A 20,832-nucleotide genomic window follows, 5' to 3' on the forward strand; every position below is an offset into this window, starting at 1 on the left:
TTCAAAGTGGAAACGTCTGCGCCGGTAGGGTAGCCCGTGCGGCGGGGTGAATTTTCTCGTTTGGTGGCCGCCCATACCCGTGTCATAAGGCGGTCATGAAAAAGCTCGATCGCCTGCCGACCCACGACGAATTCGCCCATGTCACCGACTGGGTCTTCGATCTGGACAACACGCTCTACCCGCACCACGTCAATCTGTTCTCGCAGATCGACCGTAACATGACGGCTTACGTTTCGGCGCTGCTGTCGCTCGAGCCGGCGGACGCGAAGAAGCTGCAGAAAGACTACTACCGCGATCACGGCACGACGCTCAAAGGCCTGATGATCCATCACGGCATCGACCCGAGCGACTTCCTCGAAAAGGCGCATGCGATCGACTACAGCATCGTGCCGCCGGATCCGACGCTGGGCGAAGCGATCAAGGCGCTACCGGGGCGCAAGTTCATCTTCACCAACGGCAGCGTTGCACATGCGGAAATGACCGCTCGCGCACTCGGCATCCTCGATCACTTCAACGACATCTTCGATATCGTCGCTGCCGATTTCGTGCCGAAGCCGGCCGGCGAAACCTATGACAAGTTCATGAGCCTGCACCGGGTCGATACCCGCAATGCGGTCATGTTCGAGGACCTGCCGCGCAACCTTCTGGTTCCGAAAACGCTCGGGATGAAGACGGTTCTACTGGTGCCGCGCAACTTCGAATACGAGTTCGCCGAATCCTGGGAGCAGTCCGGAGACGAGGACGAGCAGATCGATTACGTCACCGAGGATCTCGCCAGCTTCCTCAGGCGCGTGGTCGCCGACCTCTGACCCCGACACATTTTGGCCCGGGAAAAACCCCTTTCCCGCCAAAGACTTAAATTACCAAAGTTTAACTGGTGCTCGCCGTCACGCTGCCTATCATTCGTTCGGGCATAACCCGATCGAAAGGAAGCATGATGCGGAACAGAACCCTGATCCTTGGCGTAACCGCCCTTGCCGTCGCCGTTACCGGATTGGCTGCGCCATCATTTGCCGCCAGAGACAAGATGACGCCCGAACAGCGGGCCGAACGGATGATCAAGCGACTGGACACCAACAGCGATTCCAAGGTGTCACTCGACGAGTTACAGGCGCACATGACCGCGAACTTCAAGGCATTCGACACCAATGGCGACGGCCAGATCAGTGCCGACGAGATGCAGGCGAAGCGCCAGGCGTTCCGCGACGCCCGCAAGGCCTGGCAGGAAGCCAAGAGCAAGGACGGCAAGGAGCGCGACGCAGCCCTTGCCCAACTGAAGGACGCGCGGCCGGCCATGGTGCCCGGCATGCGGCCAAAGGCCTTCAAGCGCGTCGACGCCGACGGCAACGGCTCTTTGAGCGCTGCCGAGGTCGCAAGTGCTTCAGAAAAAATGTTCAAGCGTCGTGACAAGAACGGCGACGGTGTCATCGACGCCGCCGACTTCACCAAGAAAATTTGATCCATCGGTGCCCTTTCCCGCCGCCCGGTGAAAGGAGTATCCGACGACACCGCCGCGCGCCTGGATTGGCACGCGGCGGTGTCGAAAGCTCCGTGTCAAACAGGGCGGCGGAAATGCACAATCCTTGTTTTGACGCATTGCCGTTACCGAAGCACTAGGCGCGGCTGCTGGCTCAACGACTGGCTCGCCGGCATTGATTGCTGGCGCTGGTTCCGGTTTTGGATGCAGGGCTTAGGGCGGCATCAAACCGAATGACGAAGAAGGCTCTCGATCAGGAACCCGATCGCTCCGGCAAGCGTCATCGCGGCACCCAGGGCGAGGGAGATTGTTTTTCTGACTGATGATCGATTGTCGTTCTGCATGGGCACAAAATACACGAGAACCGGAGGAAATGAAGATGGCCTCCCCTGAGCGAAACCGCTTCGCAAGTTTACCGGAGAGGCGCTATCGCCTGCCGTTCGCCATCGGCACCGACCGCGGATCGACGGTCTCGTAGAAGCGGGAGATGATATCCCAGGCCTCATCGGCGGTTTCGACGAACTGCACCAGATCGATATCGTTCGGCGCGATCGTGCCGAACTCGGCAAGCGCCTCGAAATTGATGATCGAGCGCCAGAACTTTTCCCCGAAGAGAATGAGCGGGACCAGCGCCAGGCGACCGGTCTGCATCAGCGTCATCGTTTCGAACAGCTCGTCCAACGTGCCGAAGCCGCCTGGAAACACCGTGACGGCCTTGGCGCGCAGCAGGAAATGCATCTTGCGGATGGCGAAATAGTGGAAGTTGAACGACAGCTCCGGCGTCACGAAGCGGTTCGGCGCCTGCTCGTGCGGCAACACGATGTTGAGGCCGATCGACGGCGCGCCGACATCGTCAGCGCCACGGTTGCCCGCCTCCATCACACCCGGCCCGCCGCCGGTGACGACGACATATTCCTTGTAGTGCAGCTTGGCGGAATGTTCCGAGACGATCTGCGCGAACTTGCGCGCTTCGTCGTAATAGACCGAGGCTGCTTCCAGGTTCTTGCGCTGGATATCGTTCCTGGCGGCCCAGGCGTCGCCGCCCGGCTCGGGAATGCGCGCGCCACCGAACATCACCACGGTCGAGTTGATGCCGTACTCCTCCAGCATCATTTCGGTCTTCAAGAGTTCGAGCTGCAGCCGCACCGGGCGCAGTTCCTCGCGGCAGAGAAAATCGTCGTCGATATAGGCAAGGCGATAGGAAGGAGAGGCCGACTGCGGCGTCACCGGCACCGTCTGCGCCCGTTGCCGGCTCTGCGAGCTATCGGCCAGCGGATCCCAAACCCCATCCTTACGGCGCAGATTGCGCTTCTTCATGCGTGCCATGCTATCGTCTTTCCCGTCGCGTTCCGGACAATCGGCATCTCGGGCGGACGCGTCCTATCCTGTTTCATCGGTCATGAATGCCCCTGATGCCGCAGTCGACCGCGCTTGCCAAGCCCTGCCGGCAGCGTCGAGCCGAAAAGCGGTCCAACTTTTCCGGAACGGGCCTCGGGCGCCGCGCATTCCAGCCGATACAGAACACCCACGGGCGCACATCGCGTCGCTGCCTAATTTTGTCCTTAAATCGATTCCGATTTTCGGAATTATGCAGTAGAGCTTTCGCAGGATAACCGCCGAACTTTAAGGAATTCCGATGACGAACCACAACCTCGCCTCCCTGTCGCAGACGATCGACGCCGCCTTTGATGACCGCGATTCCGTAAACACCGGAACGCGCGGCGCGGTGCGCGACGCCGTGGAAACGGCACTGAACCTGCTCGACAGCGGCAAGGTGCGGGTGGCAGAGCGTGGCGCCGACGGCAACTGGACCGTCAATCAATGGCTGAAGAAGGCCGTTCTGCTCTCCTTCCGCCTCAACCCGATGGAAATCGTCCGGGGCGGCCCGGGGGAATCCGTCTGGTGGGACAAGGTCGCCTCCAAGTTCGACGGCTGGAGCGTCAACGAGTTCGAGAAGGCCGGCTTCCGCGCCGTGCCGAACTGCGTCGTGCGCCGCTCGGCCTATATCGCGCCGAACGCCATCCTGATGCCGTCCTTCGTCAACCTCGGCGCCTATGTCGGCGAAGGCACGATGGTCGACACCTGGGCCACGGTCGGCTCCTGCGCCCAGATCGGCAAGAACGTGCATCTCTCCGGCGGCGTCGGCATCGGCGGCGTGCTGGAGCCGATGCAGGCCGGCCCGACGATCATTGAGGACAATTGCTTCATCGGCGCCCGCTCCGAGGTCGTTGAAGGCTGCATCGTGCGCGAGGGCTCGGTTCTCGGCATGGGCGTGTTCATCGGCAAGTCGACCAAGATCGTCGACCGCGCCACCGGCGAAGTGACCTATGGTGAAGTCCCGCCCTACTCCGTCGTCGTCGCCGGCTCGATGCCGTCGGGCTCGACCATGGGCAACGGCCAGCCGGCACCGAACCTCTACTGCGCCGTCATCGTCAAGCGCGTCGACGAGAAGACCCGCTCCAAGACCGGCATCAACGAACTGCTTCGAGACTGATCCGATGACACCGGAGGGGCGACGGCCGAGCATGATCTGGCTGTTCTTCAGCCCCTCCGGCCGCATCACCCGCCTGCCCTTTTTCCTGTCCTGGCTTTTCTGGCTGCTGATAGGCGGTTTCGTCGTCGCGCAGATGCTCGCCAACGAGAACCACAGGACCGCGCTGGCGCTCTGGACGCTGGCGCTGATCGTGTCCGGCATCGTTTCCACGCTCTCGATCGCCATGCTGGCGATCAAGCGGCTGCACGATATCGGCTATCCCGGACCGCTGGCGATCTGCCTGTTCATCCCTGTCCTGAGCCCCATCGTCTTCATCGCGCTCTGTCTCTGGCCGGGCACCGAGGGGCCGAACGAATTCGGCCAAACCAGCGATGAACCCGGCGCTTGAGCGGCGCACTGTACATTTCGGGCCCGAACGCGTATGTAGCGCGCCATGAACAGGCCGGCGATAAGATGCTGGCCGCGGCAATCGGCGCCTGATGACGACCTGATCCAAGGTCTTGTTCGTTTACCGGCGCGAAAACCGAAATCCGAAAGACGAGAGATGACAGAATTCGAAGGGATCGCGCCTGCGATCGCCGAGGCGTTGGCAAAACGCGGTTACAACGAGTTGACGCCGGTTCAACAGGCGATGCGCGATCCTGATCTGGCGGGCAAGGATGCGCTGGTATCGGCCCAGACCGGCTCCGGCAAGACCGTCGCCTTCGGCCTGGCGCTGGCACCGACCCTGCTTGGCGACCAGCGCCGCTTCAGCGCGCCCGGCGCGCCGCTGGCGCTTGTGATCGCACCAACGCGCGAACTGGCGCTGCAGGTCAAGCGCGAGCTCGAATGGCTCTATGAGCAGACTGGCGCGACGATCGCGTCCTGCGTCGGCGGCATGGACATGCGCACCGAGAAGCGCGCGCTGGAGCGCGGCGCCCACATCGTCGTCGGCACGCCCGGACGCCTATGCGACCATATCCGCCGCAACTCGCTCGATATTTCTTCGTTGCGTGCCGTCGTGCTCGACGAGGCCGACGAGATGCTCGATCTCGGTTTCCGCGAGGACCTCGAATTCATCCTCGAGGAGTCTCCCGACGACCGCCGCACGCTGATGTTTTCGGCGACCGTACCGCGCTCGATCGCGACGCTTGCCAAGAACTACCAGCGCGACGCCGTGCGCATCAGCACCGCGTCCGAGCAGAAGCAGCACGTCGACATCGAATACCGCGCCCTGACCGTTGCGTCGAACGATCGCGAAAACGCGATCATCAACGTCCTGCGCTTCTACGAAGCGAAGAATGCGATCGTCTTCTGCTCGACCCGTGCAGCCGTCAACCATCTGACTGCCCGCTTCAACAACCGCGGCTTCTCGGTGGTGGCTCTGTCGGGCGAACTCAGCCAGAACGAACGCACCCACGCGCTGCAGGCCATGCGCGACGGACGCGCCCGCGTCTGCATCGCCACCGACGTTGCCGCCCGCGGCATCGACTTGCCGGGCCTCGAACTGGTCATCCACGCCGACCTGCCGACCAACCCGGATACACTGCTGCACCGCAGCGGCCGCACCGGACGCGCCGGCCAGAAGGGCGTCAGCGCCCTGATCGTGCCGGTGAGCCAGCGCCGCAAGGCGGAGCGCCTGCTCGAAAACGCCCGGATCACCGCCAACTGGGCCCGCCCGCCGTCGGCCGACGAGGTCAGCCGCCGCGACGACGAGCGCCTGCTTGCCGACACGAGCTTTGCCGAACCGATCCGCGAAGACGAAGAGGCGATCGTGCGCGCGCTCATCGAGCTTCATGGTGCCGAGCAGATGGCTGCCGCCTTCGTGCGCCAGTTCCGCTCTGGCCGCTCGGCCCCGGAAGACCTGATCGAGGTTGCCGTCGGCGACAGCCGCGCAAAGCCGCGCCGCGATGAGAAGTCTGCACCGCGCGAAGACTATGACGCGCCGCGCGCCGATTTCAGCGATGGCAGCTGGTTCTCGCTCTCGGTCGGCCGCAAGCAGAATGCCGAGCCGCGCTGGCTGATCCCGATGCTCTGCCGCCACGGCAAGCTGACCAAGCGCGACATCGGCGCGATCCGCATGCAGCAGGAAGAGACCTTCGTCGAAATGACCTCCGATGGAGCCGAGCGCTTCCTGTCGTCGATCGGCAAGGAGGGCATGCTGGAGAAGGGCATCCGGGTGAAGACGCTGCCGGGCGCTCCCGATCTGTCGCAGCAGCGCCAGGAGAAGCCGAGTTTTTCCAAGGACAAGCCGAACTTCTCCAAGGACAAGCCAGGTTTCTCCAAGGACAAACCGGCCTTTGCCAAGAAGCGCCCCTATTCGGACGATGCGTCACGCAGTGACGGCGACTTCAAGCCGAAGCGCAAGTTCGACAAGAAGCCGGCTTACGCCGCCGCCCCGGCCCACACCGACGACAAGCCGCCGGAAAACCGCGACGCCTGGACTAAAAAGAAGGCCAAGCCGAACGCCGGCAAGGACGGCGGCTTCAAGCCGAAGCCCAAGGGCAACAACGCCAAGAACCGCCAGAGCTAAGCTTGCCGCAGCAACGGCGTCAGCCCAAATCAAAAAGCGCCGCGATCAAATCGCGGCGCTTTTTTTTGTCTGCAGTTGCGGCGGCTGGCCGTATCAGGCTTCGAGGAAGCGCAGGCCGGCGACGGCGACGATGATCATCGCGATGCAGGTGATCCGCATCCAGGAGACGGGATCCCCGAAAAGCACGATGCCGAGCACCGTGATGCCGACTGAGCCGATGCCGGTCCAGGCGGCGTAGGCAGTGCCGGCCGGCAGGTCGCGCATGGCGATCGTCAGGAGGTAGACGCTGCCGAGCGCCGCTGCGATGCCGATCGCGCTCGGCACCAGTTTCGTCCAGCCTTCGGCATATTTGAGCGCCAGGCCCATGATGATTTCAATCAGGCTCGCCGCTATCAGGATGATCCATGCCATTACCGTCTCCATCGAAATTTCCATCTGGAGAACAATCTGGTAGGGTAGGCACTGGATAGCAATTACGCACCTTTTGGTAACTATGAAAATCTCGACAGACCCGCTCGAAGCACCCATCACCTCCATTCCGGATGTCTTCGACCCGACCTGCTCCTCGCGGCATGCGCTGGAGCTGATCGCCAGCAAATGGGCGATGCTGATCATCTCGGCGCTCGAAGAAGGGCCGATGCGCAACGCCGCGCTGATGCGCCGGCTTGGCGACGTCTCGCAGAAGATGCTGACGCAGACGCTGAAGGAACTGGAGCGGAACGGCCTTGTCATTCGCGAGGACAAGAAGACCGTGCCGCCGCATGTGGAATACAGCCTCAGCGCTGTCGGCCGTTCGCTCAGCGAAACCCTGCTGGTGCTCGACCGTTGGGCCGAGACGCATTTCGGCACTCTCGACGCGGCGCGCGCGCGCTACGACGCCGAGCGGGGCAAATAGGCCTATTCGCCGTCGAGTTGCGACTGGGCGATCACTTTCACCACCCAGTCGGCAAAGACGCGCAGACGGCTGCTCAGGTGTCGGTTCGGCGGATAGACGAGATAGATCGGCATCGATTCGATTTGCCAGTCCTGCAGCACCCTCCGCATCGCGCCGGTCTCAAGATCCTCCCGCACCATGAAGCGGGGCGCCTGGATGACACCGAGGCCGGCACGGGCGGCGGCGAGATAGGTGGTCGATTCGTTGGCGGCCACCGCATAACGACCATGAACCTCGATCTCTTCCGCGCCGCGCTTGAAATAGAACGGCATCTGCTGGCCGGTCTGCGGGCGGAAATAGCCGACGACATAACAATTCTTCGAAAGATCGGAGGGATGTTGCGGCGTCGAGCAACGGTCGAGATAGTCGGGTGCCGCGCAGGCGACGAAGCTCATGTCGGTGATGCGCCGGGCAATCAGCGACTGGTCGGTCAGGGTGCCGACACGAATGGCGCAGTCGACATTCTCGGCAACATAGTCGACGGTGCGGTCCGAGACGCCGAGATCGATCTGGATGTCAGGGTAGCGCTTGTGGAATTCGGACAGAGCCGGGATAACGATGAGATTGGCCATGGCGCTTGCCATCTCCACGCGCAGCCGCCCCTTCGGCAGCGTCTGGGCGCTCGACAGGCTGCCGTCGAGCTCATCGAGGTCGGTCACGAGGCGCGCGGCCCGCTCGTAATAGAGCGCGCCATCCGGGGTCACCAGAACCCGCCGCGTCGTGCGATTGAGCAGCTTGGTGCGCAGATGCGCTTCCAATCCCTGGATGAGATTGGTGACGGTCGCCTTGGGCATATTGAGCGAAGCGGAAGCACGTGTGAAATTGCCGGTTTCGACAACGCGGAGAAACGCGCGCATGGCCGTGAGCTGGTCCATTTTCAATAGCCATTATTGTTCGAGATACTGAATAGTGTAGTCGGATTAGACGGACTATTCCAGACAGAAGACAATGTTATTCTCCCATCATGGCGGGTTGTCGCCTCATGTGGGATGACCCCGTGGCAAAGGCAAGAGAGATGGGTGAACGCTTTACGGTAGAGACGATGCAGACGGGCAAAGGTTCGTGCCCGGCACGTGTCTATAGTGGCGAAACGCTGCTCAACCCGCCGCCCGTGGTGCTGCACCTGCATGGCGGCTCCTTCGTCGGCAGCTCGATCGCAGCCGGCGAACGCGTCGCCAAGGCGCTTGCGGCGGCCGGTGCCATCGTCATCTCGCCGGAATATGCGTCGGCCTGCCTCAATCCGTTCCCGGCCGCACTCGACGTCACCTATTCCATGCTTTCTTCGATGCGTGCGCGTTGCCCGCAGTTCGCGCATAAAAAATCGTTGCTGTTCATCGCCGGCGAGGAGGCGGGCGGCAACGTGGCAGCCGGCGTGGCGCTGATGGCTCGCGACCAGTTCCTCACCGACCTCAAGGGGCAGATCCTCCTGTCGCCGATGCTGGATCCGTGCCTGGCGACCGCATCGTTTCGCAAATACTGTCCCGAGGGTTCGGTGCAATCGATCGCCGAAGGCTGGCAACGGTATCTGGGCGAATGCGGTGGATTCACGCATCCCTATGCCGCTCCGGCGCACTGTACGCGGCTCGCCGGCCTTGTTCCCTCGCTCATCCTGACCAGCGAGGAATGCCCGATGCGCGACGAGACTGCTGCCTATGCAGACCGTCTTCGCCAGGCGGGCGTGAGCGTTCAGTCCCATATTCTTCCCGGCCGCGCCGGGTGGATACCGGAAAATACCGTGAACGCTGAAACCTGGGCATCCCAGGAAGAAACGATTACCGGCATCTTTTCCCGCTTCTTCCAGCAGGCGGGGGCGAAGCCGGCTGAAATGACGATGCGTTAGCCAAGGACGACAGGGCCGCCGGCCTTTCCCTTTCGCTGACGACAGCAGCAAAAACGCCGGCTCCCAACCGGCAAGGAGAGAAAAATGAAATCGACAGTGACCCGCCGGGCCCTCTGGGGCGCCGGCCTGAGCATCCTATTGTCCGCCGCCGGCGGTGCCGCGGTTCTTCTTGGCCTGCCGCAGCACTTCGAGGCGGATGCCGCAACCGAAACGGCAGCCGCGCTTCCACCGGCCGTGCCGGTTTCGGTGGCCAAGGCGCAGTCGCGCCGCATCACCACCTGGGAAGATTTTTCCGGGCGGCTGGAAGCGATCGAACGCGTCGAGATTCGCCCCCGTGTCGGCGGCGCCATTCTCCAAGCCCACTTCCGCGAGGGTGCACTGGTGAAAAAGGGCGACCTTTTGCTCACCATCGATCCCGAGCCCTATGCGGCAGCCGTCGACCGGGCTGCAGCCGAGGTCGCAGCAGCCGAGGCGCGGGTGGCGCTCGCCAGGACGGAACTCGACCGCGGACGCAAGCTCGTGACCACGAGCGCCATCCCACAGAGCGGCGTCGACCAGCGCCTCAGCGCCTTCGACGAGGCGCAGGCGAGCGTGCGCTCCGCCAAGGCCGCGTTGCGCACGGCCGAACTCGACCTGGAATACACCGAAGTCAAGGCACCGATCTCCGGCCGCGTCGGCCGGCTGGAAGTGACCGCCGGCAACCTCGTCGCCGCCGGCTCCGCTTCGCCGGTGCTGACGACGCTGGTCTCGGTCGACCCGATCTACGCAAGCTTCAGCGCCAGCGAAGAAGTGGTCACCACTGCACTCGCCCGGCTCCAGGCCTCGGCCGGCGGCAACGCCATCGAGCGCATCCCGGTGCAGATCGGCACCGCTGCCGACGAAGGCACGCCGATCTCCGGCCATATCCAGCTCATCAACAACGAGGTGGATGCGGCGACCGGCACGATCCGCGTCCGCGCCGCGCTTGAAAATGCCGACGGGCGGCTGATCCCCGGCCAGTTCGTGCGCATCCGCATCGGCGAACCGGAGCCCGAAGAAAAGCTCGTGATCAGCGATCGCGCCATCGGCTCCGACCAGGACAAGAAATTCGTGTTCGTCGTCGGCTCCGACAACAAGGTCGAGTACCGCCAGGTGAAGCTTGGCCCGAATTCCGACGGGCTGCGCATCGTCGAAAGCGGCCTGAAGACCGGCGAGAACATCGTCGTCAACGGCCTGCAGCGGGTACGCCCGGGTGTGCTCGTGGCACCGCAGCAGGTCGAAGAAACGACGGCGTCGATCGCAACCAAGTAGGACATGACGGCACCCGCTTCGGCTGTCGCCGAGTTGGGATTGGCCGCCCAGACATCACTTAGCAGATCCCGGCGCGTGGCGAGTGTTCTTGCCGCGACAGCCGGAGATTTGCCTGAACTCGTCCCAAGGGGGATACGTCAATGAACTTCTCACGCTTCTTCGTCGACCGCCCGGTCTTCGCGGGCGTTCTTTCGGTCCTGATCTTCGTGGGCGGCCTGCTCGGCATGACCGGCCTGCCGATCTCCGAATATCCCGAAGTCGTGCCGCCGCAGATCGTCGTGCGGGCGCAGTATCCCGGCGCCAACCCGGCTGTTATCGCCGAGACGGTGGCAACGCCGCTCGAAGAACAGATCAACGGCGTCGAGGGCATGCTCTACATGCAGAGCCAGGCGACGGCGGACGGTCTGATGACGCTGACCGTCACCTTCGAACTCGGCACCGACCCGGACCAGGCCCAGCAGCTGATACAGAACCGCGTCGCGCAGGCCGAGCCGCGCCTGCCCGAGGAAGTGCGCCGTCTCGGCGTCACGACCGTCAAGAGCTCGCCGGACCTGACGCTCGTCGTGCACCTGTTGTCGCCCAACGGCCAGTACGACATCAACTATCTGCGCAATTACGGCGTGCTCAACGTCAAGGATCGGCTCGCCCGCATCGACGGCGTCGGCCAGGTACAGATCTTCGGCGGCGGCGACTATTCGATGCGCATCTGGATCGACCCGCAGAAGGCTGCCGAACGCGGTCTTGCGGCAAGCGACGTGGCCAACGCCATCCGCGCGCAGAACGTTCAGGCCGCCGCCGGCGTCATCGGCGCCTCGCCGTCGGTTCCCGGCCTCGACCTGCAGCTTTCCGTCAACGCGCAAGGCCGCCTGCAGACGCCTGAGGACTTTGCCGACATCGTCGTCAAGTCGGGCGCCGGCGGCGAGGTCACGCGGCTTGGCGACGTCGCACGCGTCGAAATGGGCGCTGCCGACTATTCGCTGCGCTCGCTGCTCGACAACAAGGCCGCCGTCGGCATGGGCGTCTTCCAGGCGCCGGGCTCAAACGCGATCCAGATCTCGGAAAACGTTCACAAGGCCATGGCCGAGCTGAAGCTGACCATGCCCGACGGCGTCGACTACGAGATCGTCTACGACACCACCCAGTTCGTGCGTGCCTCGATCGAGTCGGTCATCCACACCCTGCTTGAAGCGATCGCGCTGGTCGTCATCGTCGTCATCGTCTTCCTGCAGACCTGGCGCGCCTCGATCATCCCGCTCGTGGCGGTGCCCGTCTCGATCGTCGGCACCTTCGCGGTGATGTACGTCTTCGGCTTCTCGATCAACGCGCTCAGCCTGTTCGGCCTGGTGCTGGCGATCGGCATCGTCGTCGACGACGCCATCGTCGTGGTCGAAAACGTCGAACGTAACATAGAGCAGGGTCTGTCGCCGGTACAGGCGACCTACCGTGCGATGCAGGAGGTTTCCGGACCGATCATCGCCATTGCGCTGGTGCTCGTCGCCGTGTTCGTGCCGCTTGCGTTCATCACCGGCCTGACCGGGCAGTTCTACCGCCAGTTCGCACTGACGATCGCCATCTCGACGGTGATCTCCGCCATCAACTCGCTGACGCTTTCCCCGGCGCTCGCCGCCCTCCTCCTGCGCAATCACCATGCGCCGAAGGATTGGCTGACCCGTGCCATGGACAAGGTGTTCGGCTGGTTCTTCCGCGGCTTCAACCGCTTCTTCGGTCGCAGCTCGGAAGCCTATGGCCGCGGCGTCGGCAGGATCCTGTCGCGCAAGTCGCTGATCATGGGCGTCTATGTCCTGCTGCTCGGCGTCACCTTCGTGCTGTTCCGCGCCGTTCCCGGCGGCTTCGTGCCCGCCCAGGACAAGCAGTATCTGATCGGCTTTGCACAGTTGCCTGACGCAGCGACGCTCGACCGCTCGGAAGACGTCATCCGCCGCATGAGTGATATCGCGCTCAAGCATCCCGGCGTCGAAAATGCCATCGCCTTCCCCGGCCTGTCGATCAACGGCTTCACCAACTCGTCGAACTCCGGCATCGTCTTCGTGGCGCTGAAGCCGTTCGAGGAGCGCACGACGCCCGAGCTTTCGGGCGGGGCGATCGCCATGCAGCTGAACCAGGAATTCGGCGCGATCCAGGATGCCTTCATCGCCATGTTCCCGCCGCCGCCCGTCCAGGGGCTGGGCACCACCGGCGGCTTCAAGCTGCAGATCGAGGACAAGAACGGCCTCGGCTACCAGGCACTCGACGAGGCGACCAAGGCCTTCATTGCCAAGGCCTACCAGACGCCGGAGCTGGCTGGCATCTACTCGAGCTTCCAGATCAACGTGCCGCAGCTCTACGCCGACCTCGACCGCGTCAAGGCGCGCCAGCTCGGCGTCGAAGTGACCGATGTGTTCGAGACGCTGCAGATCTATCTGGGCTCGCTCTACGTCAACGACTTCAACGCCTTCGGCCGCACCTACAGCGTGCGCGTCCAGGCCGATGCAAACTACCGCAGCCACGCCGACGACATCGGCAAGCTGAAGGTGCGTTCGCAATCGGGCGAGATGATCCCGCTGTCGGCACTGTTGAAGGTCGAGCAGACGGTCGGCGCCGAGCGGGCGATCCGCTACAACGGCTTCCTGTCGGCCGACATCAACGGCGGCCCGGCGCCGGGCTTCTCCTCGGGCCAGGCTCAGGCCGCGATCGAGAAGATCGCCGCGGAAACGCTGCCGCCCGGTATCGCATTCGAGTGGACGGATTTGACCTATCAGCAGATTCTTGCCGGCAATTCGGGCATGCTCGTCTTCCCGCTGGCGCTGCTCTTGGTCTATCTCGTGCTGGCCGCCCAGTATGAAAGCCTGACCCTGCCGATCGCGATTATCCTGATCGTGCCGATGGGCATCATGGCCGCCCTTGCCGGCGTCTGGCTGACCGGAGGCGACAACAACGTCTTCACGCAGATCGGCCTGATCGTGCTTGTCGGGCTTTCCGCCAAGAACGCGATCCTGATCGTCGAGTTCGCCCGCGAACTGGAACTATCAGGCAGCACCGCCGTCCAGGCGGCGATCGAAGCGAGCCGGCTGCGCCTGCGGCCGATCCTGATGACCTCGATGGCCTTCATCATGGGTGTCGTGCCCCTGGTGATCTCCACCGGCGCCGGCGCCGAAATGCGCTCGGCCATGGGGGTCGCGGTCTTTTCCGGCATGATCGGCGTCACCGCCTTCGGCATCTTCATGACGCCGGTGTTCTACGTGCTGATCCGCAAGCTCTCGGGCGAGCGGCCTCTGAAGCACGCCGGAGCGCATATCGAAGCACCTCATCTCGCGCCCGGAGAATGAGGTAATCTTGCCGCATATGCGCTTTGAGCGGGCCGGATCTGATCCGGCCCGCTTACGTTGAAGACAGACGGATAGCCTCAGCCGTCGGCTGCACACCCATCCTGCGTGACAGCCGCGCAACGATCGGATAAACCAGCACCCTCAATCCCATTGGCCCCAGCGCCACGCAGACGGCATATCGCTACATGACCTCGACCGATCCGATCGCCAATCTCGCCACCCTCATCCGTTGCCCCTCCGTTACCCCTGCCGAAGGCGGCGCGCACTCAGCGCTTGAAGCCATGCTCAAGCCGCTCGGCTTTGCCGTCGACCGGGTCACGGCCAAAGACGCGGGTACGCCCGATATCGAGAACCTCTATGCCCGGCTCGGCAGCGACGGCCCGCATCTGATGTTTGCCGGCCATACCGACGTGGTGCCGGTCGGCGACGACGGCGCGTGGACCCACGGTCCGTTTTCCGCCGATATCGCCGGCGGCGAAATGTATGGCCGCGGCGCGGTCGACATGAAGGGCGGCATTGCCTGCTTCGTCGCAGCCGTCGCCCGCCACATCGAAAAGCATGGGGTCCCCAAGGGCTCGGTTTCGTTCCTCATCACCGGCGACGAGGAAGGCCCTGCGATCAACGGCACGACGAAACTTCTCGGCTGGGCTGCCGCCAAGGGCGAGCGTTGGGACGCCTGCCTTGTCGGCGAACCGACCAATCCAGACCGTCTCGGCGACATGATCAAGATCGGCCGCCGTGGCTCGCTTTCCGGCCGGATCACCGTCAACGGCGTCCAGGGCCACGCGGCCTATCCGCACCTGGCGGACAATCCGGTGCGCGGCATCCTGCAACTGACCCAGGCACTGATGGACCCGCCCTTCGACAACGGCACGGAAAACTTCCAGCCGTCGAACCTGGAAGTGACGACCATCGACGTCGGCAATGGCGCCGTCAACGTCATCCCTGCGAAGGCGGCTGCTGCCTTCAATATCCGCTTCAACGACACCTGGACCGCCGAGAGCCTGATGGCGGAGATCATCGCCCGCCTCGACCGCGCGGCAACGGACGGCGCTCTGCGGGCAGGCCGCGACCCGGTCCGTTACGAGATCACCTGGAACGAACGGCCGAGCCACGTTTTCCTGACGCGCAACAATGCGCTGATCGATTCGCTGTCAGGCGCTATCGAAGCGGTCACCGGCCAGCAGCCGAAACTTTCGACCACCGGCGGCACCTCGGATGCGCGGTTCATCAAGGACTATTGCCCCGTCGTCGAATTCGGGCTTGTCGGCCAGACCATGCATATGGTGGACGAGCGTGTCGCCGTCGCCGATCTCGAAACGCTGACGGAAATCTACGAAACCTTCATCTTCAGCTGGTTCGGCCATGCCGCTGCTTGAGGAGGTTCTTTCCTATATCAAGGGCCTCTGGCTGCTGATCCAGGGCAATGGCGAAGGCTTCCGCTGGCTCGATTTCAGCGAGAGCGGATTGTGGCGTTCGTTTACAGCGATGCTCTGGTGCCTGCCGGCCATTGCCGTCACCTGGGCATCCTGGCGGCTTTATTATCTCTCTGCAATGCCAACAGGAACCACTGTCGGCTTCGGCTTCGTCTTCAAGCTTCTGGTTGTCGATCTCGCCAGCTGGCTGCTGCCGCTGGTGCTGGTCTTCGTCCTGGCGCGCCCACTCGGCTTTGCCGCCGCCGTGGTGCCGATCGTCGTCACCACCAACTGGCTTTCCGTGCCGCTGTCCTATGCGATGGCGGTGCCGGCGGCGATCCGCCTCGTCATTCCCGGCAGCGAAGGGCTGACGAGCCTGATCTGGCTGGTGCTGCTCTTCGTCAGCATCGGCATACTCTTCCGGCTGCTGCGCATCATTACCGGAAACCAGACCTTGCTGGCCACGGCGCTGACGGCGCTTTTCCTGCTGCCGTCGATGATGATGGGCGAATTGCTGCAGCAGTTCTTCGGCCTTATCCCGACCTGACAGACGTCACGCGCCATCTGCGCGCGACGTTACCTTCCTCAGTAATCGACCTGCATGAAATAAAGCCCGTCGGGCGGCGCCACCGGACCGCAGGCCTTGCGGTCGCGCGCTTCGAGTGCCGCCTGCAGCTCGTCCGGCGTCCATTTGCCTTCGCCAACCAGCTTCAGCGAGCCGGCGAAGGAACGGATCTGATTGTGCAGGAAGCTCTGCGCCGTGGCGCGAATTTCGATCAGATTGCCGGTGCGAGAGACATCCAGCCGGTCGAGCGTGCGCATCGGGCTTGTCGCCTGGCAATGGACGGAGCGGAAGGTGGTGAAGTCGTGGTGGCCGACGAGCCGTTGCGCGCCTTCATGCATCGCCTCGTGATCGAGCGGCTTCGTCACCCACCAGGCACGCTTCGCCTCCAGCGCCAGCCGCGACGGACGGCAGATGATGCGGTAGAGATAATGCCGGCGCAGCGCCGAAAACCGTGCGTCGAAGGCGTCTGTGACTTCCTGGGCGTCGAGGATCGAGACGCCCTCGCCGGCCATGCCCAGATGCGCGTTCAGCGCATTGCGCAGCGTGTGAGGTTTCCACTCGCGCGTCAGGTCCGCATGCGCCACCTGCCCGACGGCATGAACGCCGGAATCGGTCCGCCCGGCACCGCGGATCGAGACGGTTTCGCCGGTCAAGGACAGGATCGCTTTTTCGATCGCGCCCTGGACGGAAGCGCCGTTGTCCTGGCGCTGCCAGCCGACATAGTTGGAGCCGTCATATTCGACGATCAGTCGAAAGCGCGGCATCAGCCGACCCTCGTGCCGGCGGCGATGGGCGTACCGCGCAGGAAATCGGCAACACTGAGAGCCTTGCCGCCTGCCCGCTGCAGCCGCGTCGGCCGCACGGCACCGTCGCTGCAGGCAATGGTGAGAGTGTCGTCGAGCACCGTTCCGGCGGTTCCTGCCGCCGTCACGCGCTCGGAGTTCAAAACCTTGATGCGCTCCGGCTTGCCGGCGATCTCGAGCTCAAACCAGGCGCCGGGAAAAGGCGACAGGCCGCGAATATGGTCGTGCACTTCGCGCGCGGTCCTCGCAAAATCGATGCGAGTCTCGGCCTTGCTGATCTTGGCGGCGTAGACGACGCCCTCGCCCGCCTGCTCGGTCAGTGGCAGGTCATCGGCCTCAAGCTTGCCGATCGCTTCCTTCATCAGGTTAGCGCCGACCTGCATCAGCCGGTCATGCAGCTCGCCCGCCGTCATCGTCTCGCCGATCTGCACCGCCTTGGTGAGCGCGACCGGGCCTGTGTCCAACCCCTTGTCCATCTTCATCACCATCATGCCGGTCTCATGGTCGCCGGCCATGATGGCACGCTGGATGGGAGCCGCACCACGCCAGCGCGGCAAGAGCGAGGCATGGCCATTATAGCAGCCGAGCCGCGTTCCGGTCAGGATCGCTTCCGGCAACAGCAGGCCATAGGCGACGACAACGGCAACGTCAGCATTGAAATCACGGAAGGTCTGGCGATCGGCTTCGTCCTTGAAGTTGACGGGCGTGAGCACGGGAACGCCGAGCAGCTCGGCCGCCTGGTGCACCGGCGACTTCTGCAGGTCGAGCCCGCGCCGTCCGCCGGGCCGCGGCGGCTGGGTATAGACGGCAACGATCTCGTGACCTGCCCCTGCGAGTGCGGCAAGCGTCGGTACGGAAAATTCCGGCGTTCCCATGAAGATGATGCGAAGCGACAAGGCGGATACTCCGACCGTTTGAAATCAGGCCCCTTCAAACGGGTTTACGCGCCTCAAATCAAGCCCCTCAACGACAAAGCGCCCTGCGGGCGCTTTCCTCGGGATCAGATCGCCTTGGCGCCGCGGGTCTTTGCAGCCTTGGTGAACCTGCGGATCACCATGTCCCGCTTGAGCTTGGAGATGTGGTCAATGAACAGCACGCCGTTCAAGTGATCGATCTCATGCTGCAGGCAGGTCGCCAGCAGGCCGTCGGCCTTGACGATCTGTTCCTTGCCGTCACGGTCGAGGTGCTTGACGGTGACCTCCGCCGGACGCTCCACCTCGGCATAATAATCCGGAATGGAGAGGCAGCCTTCTTCATAGACCGAGAACGCGTCGGACGAAGCGACGATTTCGGGATTGATGAAAACGTGCGGGGTCTTCTCGTCGCCTTCCTTGGAGACGTCGAGAACCAGCATGCGTTTCGCCACGCCGATCTGGATGGCGGCGAGCCCGATACCCGGGGCGTCATACATCGTCTCGAGCATATCGTCGGCCAGGCGACGGATGTCGGCATCGATGGTTTCGATCGGGGTCGAGACCTGACGCAGAACAGGATCGGGAAGGATGATAAGCGGCTTGATCGTCATATCGCTCCCATAACCGATCTTTCCATCCGGGTGCAAGAAAATTGGCGCGCACGCTACGGGCATCGCGGCAATGTCGTCTCCCGTTAACCGCGCCGGGTAAATGTTCTCGTTTTGATCTGGTCTTCAAAAAAGAATCTGTTAGGCTTGCCGCATGGAACCTGCGCCAATTTCGTTTGACCAGCCTGTTTTTCTCATCGGCACCGTGCCGGTCACTGTCGCCCATCTCTGCATGGTTCTGGCCGTGCTGGCGATTGGCTTCGTGCTGATGACCGTTTCGCGGCGGCGGCGGGCGGGCGACGAGGAGCGTCACGAGCAGATGGCCATGCTGCTGGCAGCGCAGACGGAAATGCAGGGCCGCATCGCGGCAATGGCCGACGTGTTCGGCAGCCGCCAGGCGGAACTGAACCAGACGCTGAGCCAGCGGATCGATGGCATGACGCACCGGATCGGCGCCTCGATCAGCGAGCAGACCAAGGCGACGCACGAAAACCTGCGGCGATTGCAGGAGCGCCTGGCAGTGATCGACACCGCCCAGAACAACATCCAGTCGCTGGCCAAGGACATGGCCGGGCTGCAGGCCATCCTTTCGAACAAGCAGACACGCGGCGCCTTCGGCCAGTCGCGTATGGAAACGATCGTCGCCGACGGCCTGCCGATGGGCGCCTTTGCCTTCCAGACGACGCTTTCCAACGGCGCCCGGCCGGACTGCACCATCCGCATGCCGAACGACCAACCGCCGCTGGTGATTGACGCGAAGTTTCCGCTGGAGGCCTGGAACGGCATGCGGGACGCTGCAACGCCTGAGCGCCGGCAACAGATGGTGCAACTGTTCCGCCGCGACATGGAGGTGCATGTCCGCGATATCGCCAGCAAGTACCTGATCCCCGGCGAGACGCAGGAGACGGCTTTCCTCTTCGTTCCCTCGGAATCGATCTTCGCTGAAATCCACGAGCATTTCGAAGCGATCGTCCAGAAGGCGCATCGCCAGCGGATCGTCATCGTCTCGCCGTCGCTGCTGCTCCTGTCGATCCAGGTGATCCAGTCGATCCTCCGTGACGCCCGCATGCGCGAGCAGGCGCATCTCATCCAGGGGGAAGTGGGGCGGCTGATGGAGGACTTGACGCGCCTCGACGAACGGGTCCGCAAGCTGCAGGGTCACTTCGCCATGAGCCAGAAGGATGTCGAAGAGATCCTCATCTCCTCGGGCAAGCTTTCCCGCCGCGGCGCCAAGATCGAAGCGCTGGAACTTGAGGCGGAAGGTGCGGCACGACCGGAAGAACCGCGCCATGCCGTCGACAATCGCGTCGGGCAATTGCGCCTCAGGGTGGTTGACGAGGACTGACGGTCTCGGGCACTCTCCGGCCAAAATCAGCAATTCGACGGGACATCTTCACATGATCACTGTTTTTGGGTCCATCAATATGGACCTGATCGCCACGACCGCGCGTCTGCCGAAGCCGGGCGAAACCGTTGCCGGCTCGGGCTTTTCGACTGCCGCCGGTGGCAAGGGCGCCAATCAGGCGCTGGCCGCACGGCGTGCCGGCGCCATCGTTCACATGGCCGGCGCCGTCGGCTCGGACAGCTTTGCCGACGGCGCGCTCGAATTGCTGCGGGAGGCCGGCGCCGACCTGTCCTTGACCAAAACCGTCGAGGAGCCGACGGGCACGGCCCATATCCTCGTCGGCGGTGAAGGCGAGAATGTCATTGTCGTCGTTGCCAGCGCCAACGCAACGGTCAACGAAGCCGATGCAGTTGCCGCCGTTGGTGGCCTGAACGCCGGCGACACCCTGATGCTGCAGCTGGAGATACCGGCAGCGTCGGTGGAAAAGGCGCTCTCGGAAGCCCGGCGCAAGGGCATTCGCTCCGTCATCAATATCGCGCCCCTGACCCCGGAAGCGGCCCGCCTCGGCCGGCTGGCCGATATCGTCATCGCCAACGAGACGGAGTTCGAACTTTTGGCCGGCAAGACCGGGATCGAAGGTCACGAACGCGAAGAGGCAATGAGAAAGCTGCACGCCGAAACCGGCCACACAGTCATCGTCACGCTGGGCGCGGAAGGCGTCATCGCCGTGCACGAAGGCGAGGTCCATCGCGCCCGCGGCCTAAAGATCGACCCGGTCGATACCGTCGGTGCCGGCGATACGTTCTGCGGTTACCTGGCTGCAAGCCTCGACGAGAAGCTCGCATTTCCCGACGCGCTCCGACGCGCCGCGGTGGCGGGTTCACTCGCCTGCCTGAAGCGCGGCGCCCAGCCCTCGATCCCGCTTGCCTCGGAAGTCGAGCCGCGCATCTAAGGGCCTGATCCGATCTTGAAGTGCGTTGCGATCGTTCGATTGCCGCACTTCAAAGCTCTCGCTTTTGCCGATGTCGTTATCGCAAATAGCTGCACACTTTTCCGGGCAGACTTTGACGCCCGTCGCGCGACCTGGTTTGAACGGCGAGGCTTTCCGATCCTGCTGTGCCGAAAGCGCCCTTTCAGCGGGCAACGACCCTGAAAATCACTCTTCGACAGCCTTTGCGCAATCCGGACAGTCTTTGTCGCGGAGGTAAAACTTTGCGCGGAAATTCTCCATGAGCGGCGCATGAATTGGCCGTTGCGTTGGCCCAATCTTAAGATTTGCTCGGCTATTCAAGACCATGAGAAAGCCGGT

The 20,832-nt window shown here is 63.4% G+C and carries 19 protein-coding genes; 13 read left to right on the forward strand and 6 right to left on the reverse strand.

All coding sequences use genetic code 11. From position 1 onward, the window contains the following. Positions 1 to 95 precede the first annotated feature (95 nt). Positions 96 to 809, forward strand: coding sequence for a pyrimidine 5'-nucleotidase (locus tag ASD00_RS00990; RefSeq protein WP_025425737.1), 714 nt, complete (start codon positions 96 to 98; stop codon positions 807 to 809). A 128-nt stretch (positions 810 to 937) separates the two neighbouring features. Then, entirely contained in the window at positions 938 to 1,459 is a 522-nt protein-coding gene (locus ASD00_RS00995; RefSeq protein ID WP_158071680.1) for an EF-hand domain-containing protein, read from the forward strand. 444 nt (positions 1,460 to 1,903) lie between these two features. Here ASD00_RS00995 and ASD00_RS01000 read toward each other — a convergent pair whose 3' ends face one another. Continuing rightward, positions 1,904 to 2,803: an LOG family protein gene (locus ASD00_RS01000; protein ID WP_025425735.1), complete on the reverse strand. Its 900-nt coding sequence runs from the start codon at positions 2,801 to 2,803 to the stop codon at positions 1,904 to 1,906. A 310-nt stretch (positions 2,804 to 3,113) separates the two neighbouring features. Between ASD00_RS01000 and dapD the strand changes: the two genes are divergently transcribed. From dapD to ASD00_RS01015, 3 genes are all read left to right on the forward strand, one after another. Next, positions 3,114 to 3,971, forward strand: a complete 858-nt coding sequence (gene dapD, locus ASD00_RS01005; protein ID WP_025425734.1) for a 2,3,4,5-tetrahydropyridine-2,6-dicarboxylate N-succinyltransferase — start codon at positions 3,114 to 3,116, stop codon at positions 3,969 to 3,971. Positions 3,972 to 3,975: 4 nt separating this feature from the next. Beyond that, positions 3,976 to 4,359 carry a DUF805 domain-containing protein gene (locus ASD00_RS01010; protein WP_025425733.1) on the forward strand — a complete coding sequence of 128 codons (384 nt, stop codon included), beginning with the start codon at positions 3,976 to 3,978 and terminating at the stop codon, positions 4,357 to 4,359. Between the two features lie 156 nt (positions 4,360 to 4,515). Then, entirely contained in the window at positions 4,516 to 6,483 is a 1,968-nt protein-coding gene (locus tag ASD00_RS01015; RefSeq protein ID WP_057204282.1) for a DEAD/DEAH box helicase, read from the forward strand. Positions 6,484 to 6,576: 93 nt separating this feature from the next. Here ASD00_RS01015 and ASD00_RS01020 read toward each other — a convergent pair whose 3' ends face one another. Beyond that, entirely contained in the window at positions 6,577 to 6,894 is a 318-nt protein-coding gene (locus ASD00_RS01020) for a multidrug efflux SMR transporter (RefSeq protein WP_025425731.1), read from the reverse strand. A gap of 82 nt (positions 6,895 to 6,976) precedes the next feature. Here ASD00_RS01020 and ASD00_RS01025 point away from each other — a divergent pair, with 82 nt between their 5' ends. Next, positions 6,977 to 7,378, forward strand: coding sequence for a helix-turn-helix domain-containing protein (locus ASD00_RS01025; RefSeq protein WP_051509149.1), 402 nt, complete (start codon positions 6,977 to 6,979; stop codon positions 7,376 to 7,378). Between the two features lie 2 nt (positions 7,379 to 7,380). On the opposite strand, the gene ASD00_RS01030 is transcribed toward ASD00_RS01025, so the two are convergent. After that, positions 7,381 to 8,292, reverse strand: coding sequence for a LysR family transcriptional regulator (locus ASD00_RS01030; protein WP_025425729.1), 912 nt, complete (start codon positions 8,290 to 8,292; stop codon positions 7,381 to 7,383). 140 nt (positions 8,293 to 8,432) lie between these two features. Between ASD00_RS01030 and ASD00_RS01035 the strand changes: the two genes are divergently transcribed. From ASD00_RS01035 to ASD00_RS01055, 5 genes are all read left to right on the forward strand, one after another. Then, positions 8,433 to 9,257 (forward strand): alpha/beta hydrolase, encoded by an 825-nt coding sequence (locus ASD00_RS01035; protein WP_025425728.1) that lies wholly within the window; start codon positions 8,433 to 8,435, stop codon positions 9,255 to 9,257. Positions 9,258 to 9,341: 84 nt separating this feature from the next. Further along, the gene (locus ASD00_RS01040; protein ID WP_057204285.1) at positions 9,342 to 10,547 is read left to right on the forward strand and encodes an efflux RND transporter periplasmic adaptor subunit; all 1,206 of its coding nucleotides are present in this window, start codon (positions 9,342 to 9,344) and stop codon (positions 10,545 to 10,547) included. A gap of 140 nt (positions 10,548 to 10,687) precedes the next feature. Then, positions 10,688 to 13,873: a multidrug efflux RND transporter permease subunit gene (locus ASD00_RS01045; RefSeq protein ID WP_025425726.1), complete on the forward strand. Its 3,186-nt coding sequence runs from the start codon at positions 10,688 to 10,690 to the stop codon at positions 13,871 to 13,873. Positions 13,874 to 14,058: 185 nt separating this feature from the next. Then, a complete protein-coding gene (gene dapE / locus ASD00_RS01050) occupies positions 14,059 to 15,252 on the forward strand; it encodes a succinyl-diaminopimelate desuccinylase (protein ID WP_025425725.1) in 1,194 nt (397 codons plus the stop codon). After that, the gene (locus tag ASD00_RS01055) at positions 15,239 to 15,835 is read left to right on the forward strand and encodes a hypothetical protein (RefSeq protein WP_025425724.1); all 597 of its coding nucleotides are present in this window, start codon (positions 15,239 to 15,241) and stop codon (positions 15,833 to 15,835) included. The genes dapE and ASD00_RS01055 overlap by 14 nt, the downstream gene beginning before the upstream one ends. Before the next feature lie 38 nt (positions 15,836 to 15,873). On the opposite strand, the gene truA is transcribed toward ASD00_RS01055, so the two are convergent. The 3 genes from truA to def all read right to left on the reverse strand — a co-directional run bounded on the left by truA (position 15,874) and on the right by def (position 18,181). Then, positions 15,874 to 16,617 carry a tRNA pseudouridine(38-40) synthase TruA gene (gene truA, locus ASD00_RS01060; protein WP_025425723.1) on the reverse strand — a complete coding sequence of 248 codons (744 nt, stop codon included), beginning with the start codon at positions 16,615 to 16,617 and terminating at the stop codon, positions 15,874 to 15,876. Beyond that, positions 16,617 to 17,552 (reverse strand): methionyl-tRNA formyltransferase, encoded by a 936-nt coding sequence (gene fmt / locus ASD00_RS01065; protein ID WP_025425722.1) that lies wholly within the window; start codon positions 17,550 to 17,552, stop codon positions 16,617 to 16,619. The genes truA and fmt overlap by 1 nt, the downstream gene beginning before the upstream one ends. Before the next feature lie 104 nt (positions 17,553 to 17,656). Next, positions 17,657 to 18,181, reverse strand: coding sequence for a peptide deformylase (gene def, locus ASD00_RS01070; protein ID WP_025425721.1), 525 nt, complete (start codon positions 18,179 to 18,181; stop codon positions 17,657 to 17,659). A 151-nt stretch (positions 18,182 to 18,332) separates the two neighbouring features. Here def and ASD00_RS01075 point away from each other — a divergent pair, with 151 nt between their 5' ends. Both ASD00_RS01075 and ASD00_RS01080 read left to right on the forward strand, forming a co-directional pair. Beyond that, on the forward strand, positions 18,333 to 19,523 hold the full coding sequence (locus tag ASD00_RS01075; protein WP_057204286.1) for a DNA recombination protein RmuC: 1,191 nt from the start codon (positions 18,333 to 18,335) through the stop codon (positions 19,521 to 19,523). Positions 19,524 to 19,575: 52 nt separating this feature from the next. Beyond that, positions 19,576 to 20,475, forward strand: coding sequence for a ribokinase (locus ASD00_RS01080; protein WP_025425719.1), 900 nt, complete (start codon positions 19,576 to 19,578; stop codon positions 20,473 to 20,475). The last annotated feature ends 357 nt before the right edge of the window (positions 20,476 to 20,832 follow it).

The sequence above is a fragment of the Ensifer sp. Root31 genome (assembly GCF_001424825.1).
GTDB lineage: Bacteria > Pseudomonadota > Alphaproteobacteria > Rhizobiales > Rhizobiaceae > Ensifer > Ensifer canadensis.

Coding starts and splice junctions, on each gene's coding strand:
- ASD00_RS00990 (WP_025425737.1), top strand. CDS start 96: ATGAAAAAGCTCGATCGCCTGCCGACCCACGACGAATTCGCCCATGTC.
- ASD00_RS00995 (WP_158071680.1), top strand. CDS start 938: ATGCGGAACAGAACCCTGATCCTTGGCGTAACCGCCCTTGCCGTCGCC.
- ASD00_RS01000 (WP_025425735.1), bottom strand. CDS start 2,803: ATGGCACGCATGAAGAAGCGCAATCTGCGCCGTAAGGATGGGGTTTGG.
- dapD (WP_025425734.1), top strand. CDS start 3,114: ATGACGAACCACAACCTCGCCTCCCTGTCGCAGACGATCGACGCCGCC.
- ASD00_RS01010 (WP_025425733.1), top strand. CDS start 3,976: ATGACACCGGAGGGGCGACGGCCGAGCATGATCTGGCTGTTCTTCAGC.
- ASD00_RS01015 (WP_057204282.1), top strand. CDS start 4,516: ATGACAGAATTCGAAGGGATCGCGCCTGCGATCGCCGAGGCGTTGGCA.
- ASD00_RS01020 (WP_025425731.1), bottom strand. CDS start 6,894: ATGGCATGGATCATCCTGATAGCGGCGAGCCTGATTGAAATCATCATG.
- ASD00_RS01025 (WP_051509149.1), top strand. CDS start 6,977: ATGAAAATCTCGACAGACCCGCTCGAAGCACCCATCACCTCCATTCCG.
- ASD00_RS01030 (WP_025425729.1), bottom strand. CDS start 8,292: ATGGACCAGCTCACGGCCATGCGCGCGTTTCTCCGCGTTGTCGAAACC.
- ASD00_RS01035 (WP_025425728.1), top strand. CDS start 8,433: ATGGGTGAACGCTTTACGGTAGAGACGATGCAGACGGGCAAAGGTTCG.
- ASD00_RS01040 (WP_057204285.1), top strand. CDS start 9,342: ATGAAATCGACAGTGACCCGCCGGGCCCTCTGGGGCGCCGGCCTGAGC.
- ASD00_RS01045 (WP_025425726.1), top strand. CDS start 10,688: ATGAACTTCTCACGCTTCTTCGTCGACCGCCCGGTCTTCGCGGGCGTT.
- dapE (WP_025425725.1), top strand. CDS start 14,059: ATGACCTCGACCGATCCGATCGCCAATCTCGCCACCCTCATCCGTTGC.
- ASD00_RS01055 (WP_025425724.1), top strand. CDS start 15,239: ATGCCGCTGCTTGAGGAGGTTCTTTCCTATATCAAGGGCCTCTGGCTG.
- truA (WP_025425723.1), bottom strand. CDS start 16,617: ATGCCGCGCTTTCGACTGATCGTCGAATATGACGGCTCCAACTATGTC.
- def (WP_025425721.1), bottom strand. CDS start 18,181: ATGACGATCAAGCCGCTTATCATCCTTCCCGATCCTGTTCTGCGTCAG.
- ASD00_RS01075 (WP_057204286.1), top strand. CDS start 18,333: ATGGAACCTGCGCCAATTTCGTTTGACCAGCCTGTTTTTCTCATCGGC.
- ASD00_RS01080 (WP_025425719.1), top strand. CDS start 19,576: ATGATCACTGTTTTTGGGTCCATCAATATGGACCTGATCGCCACGACC.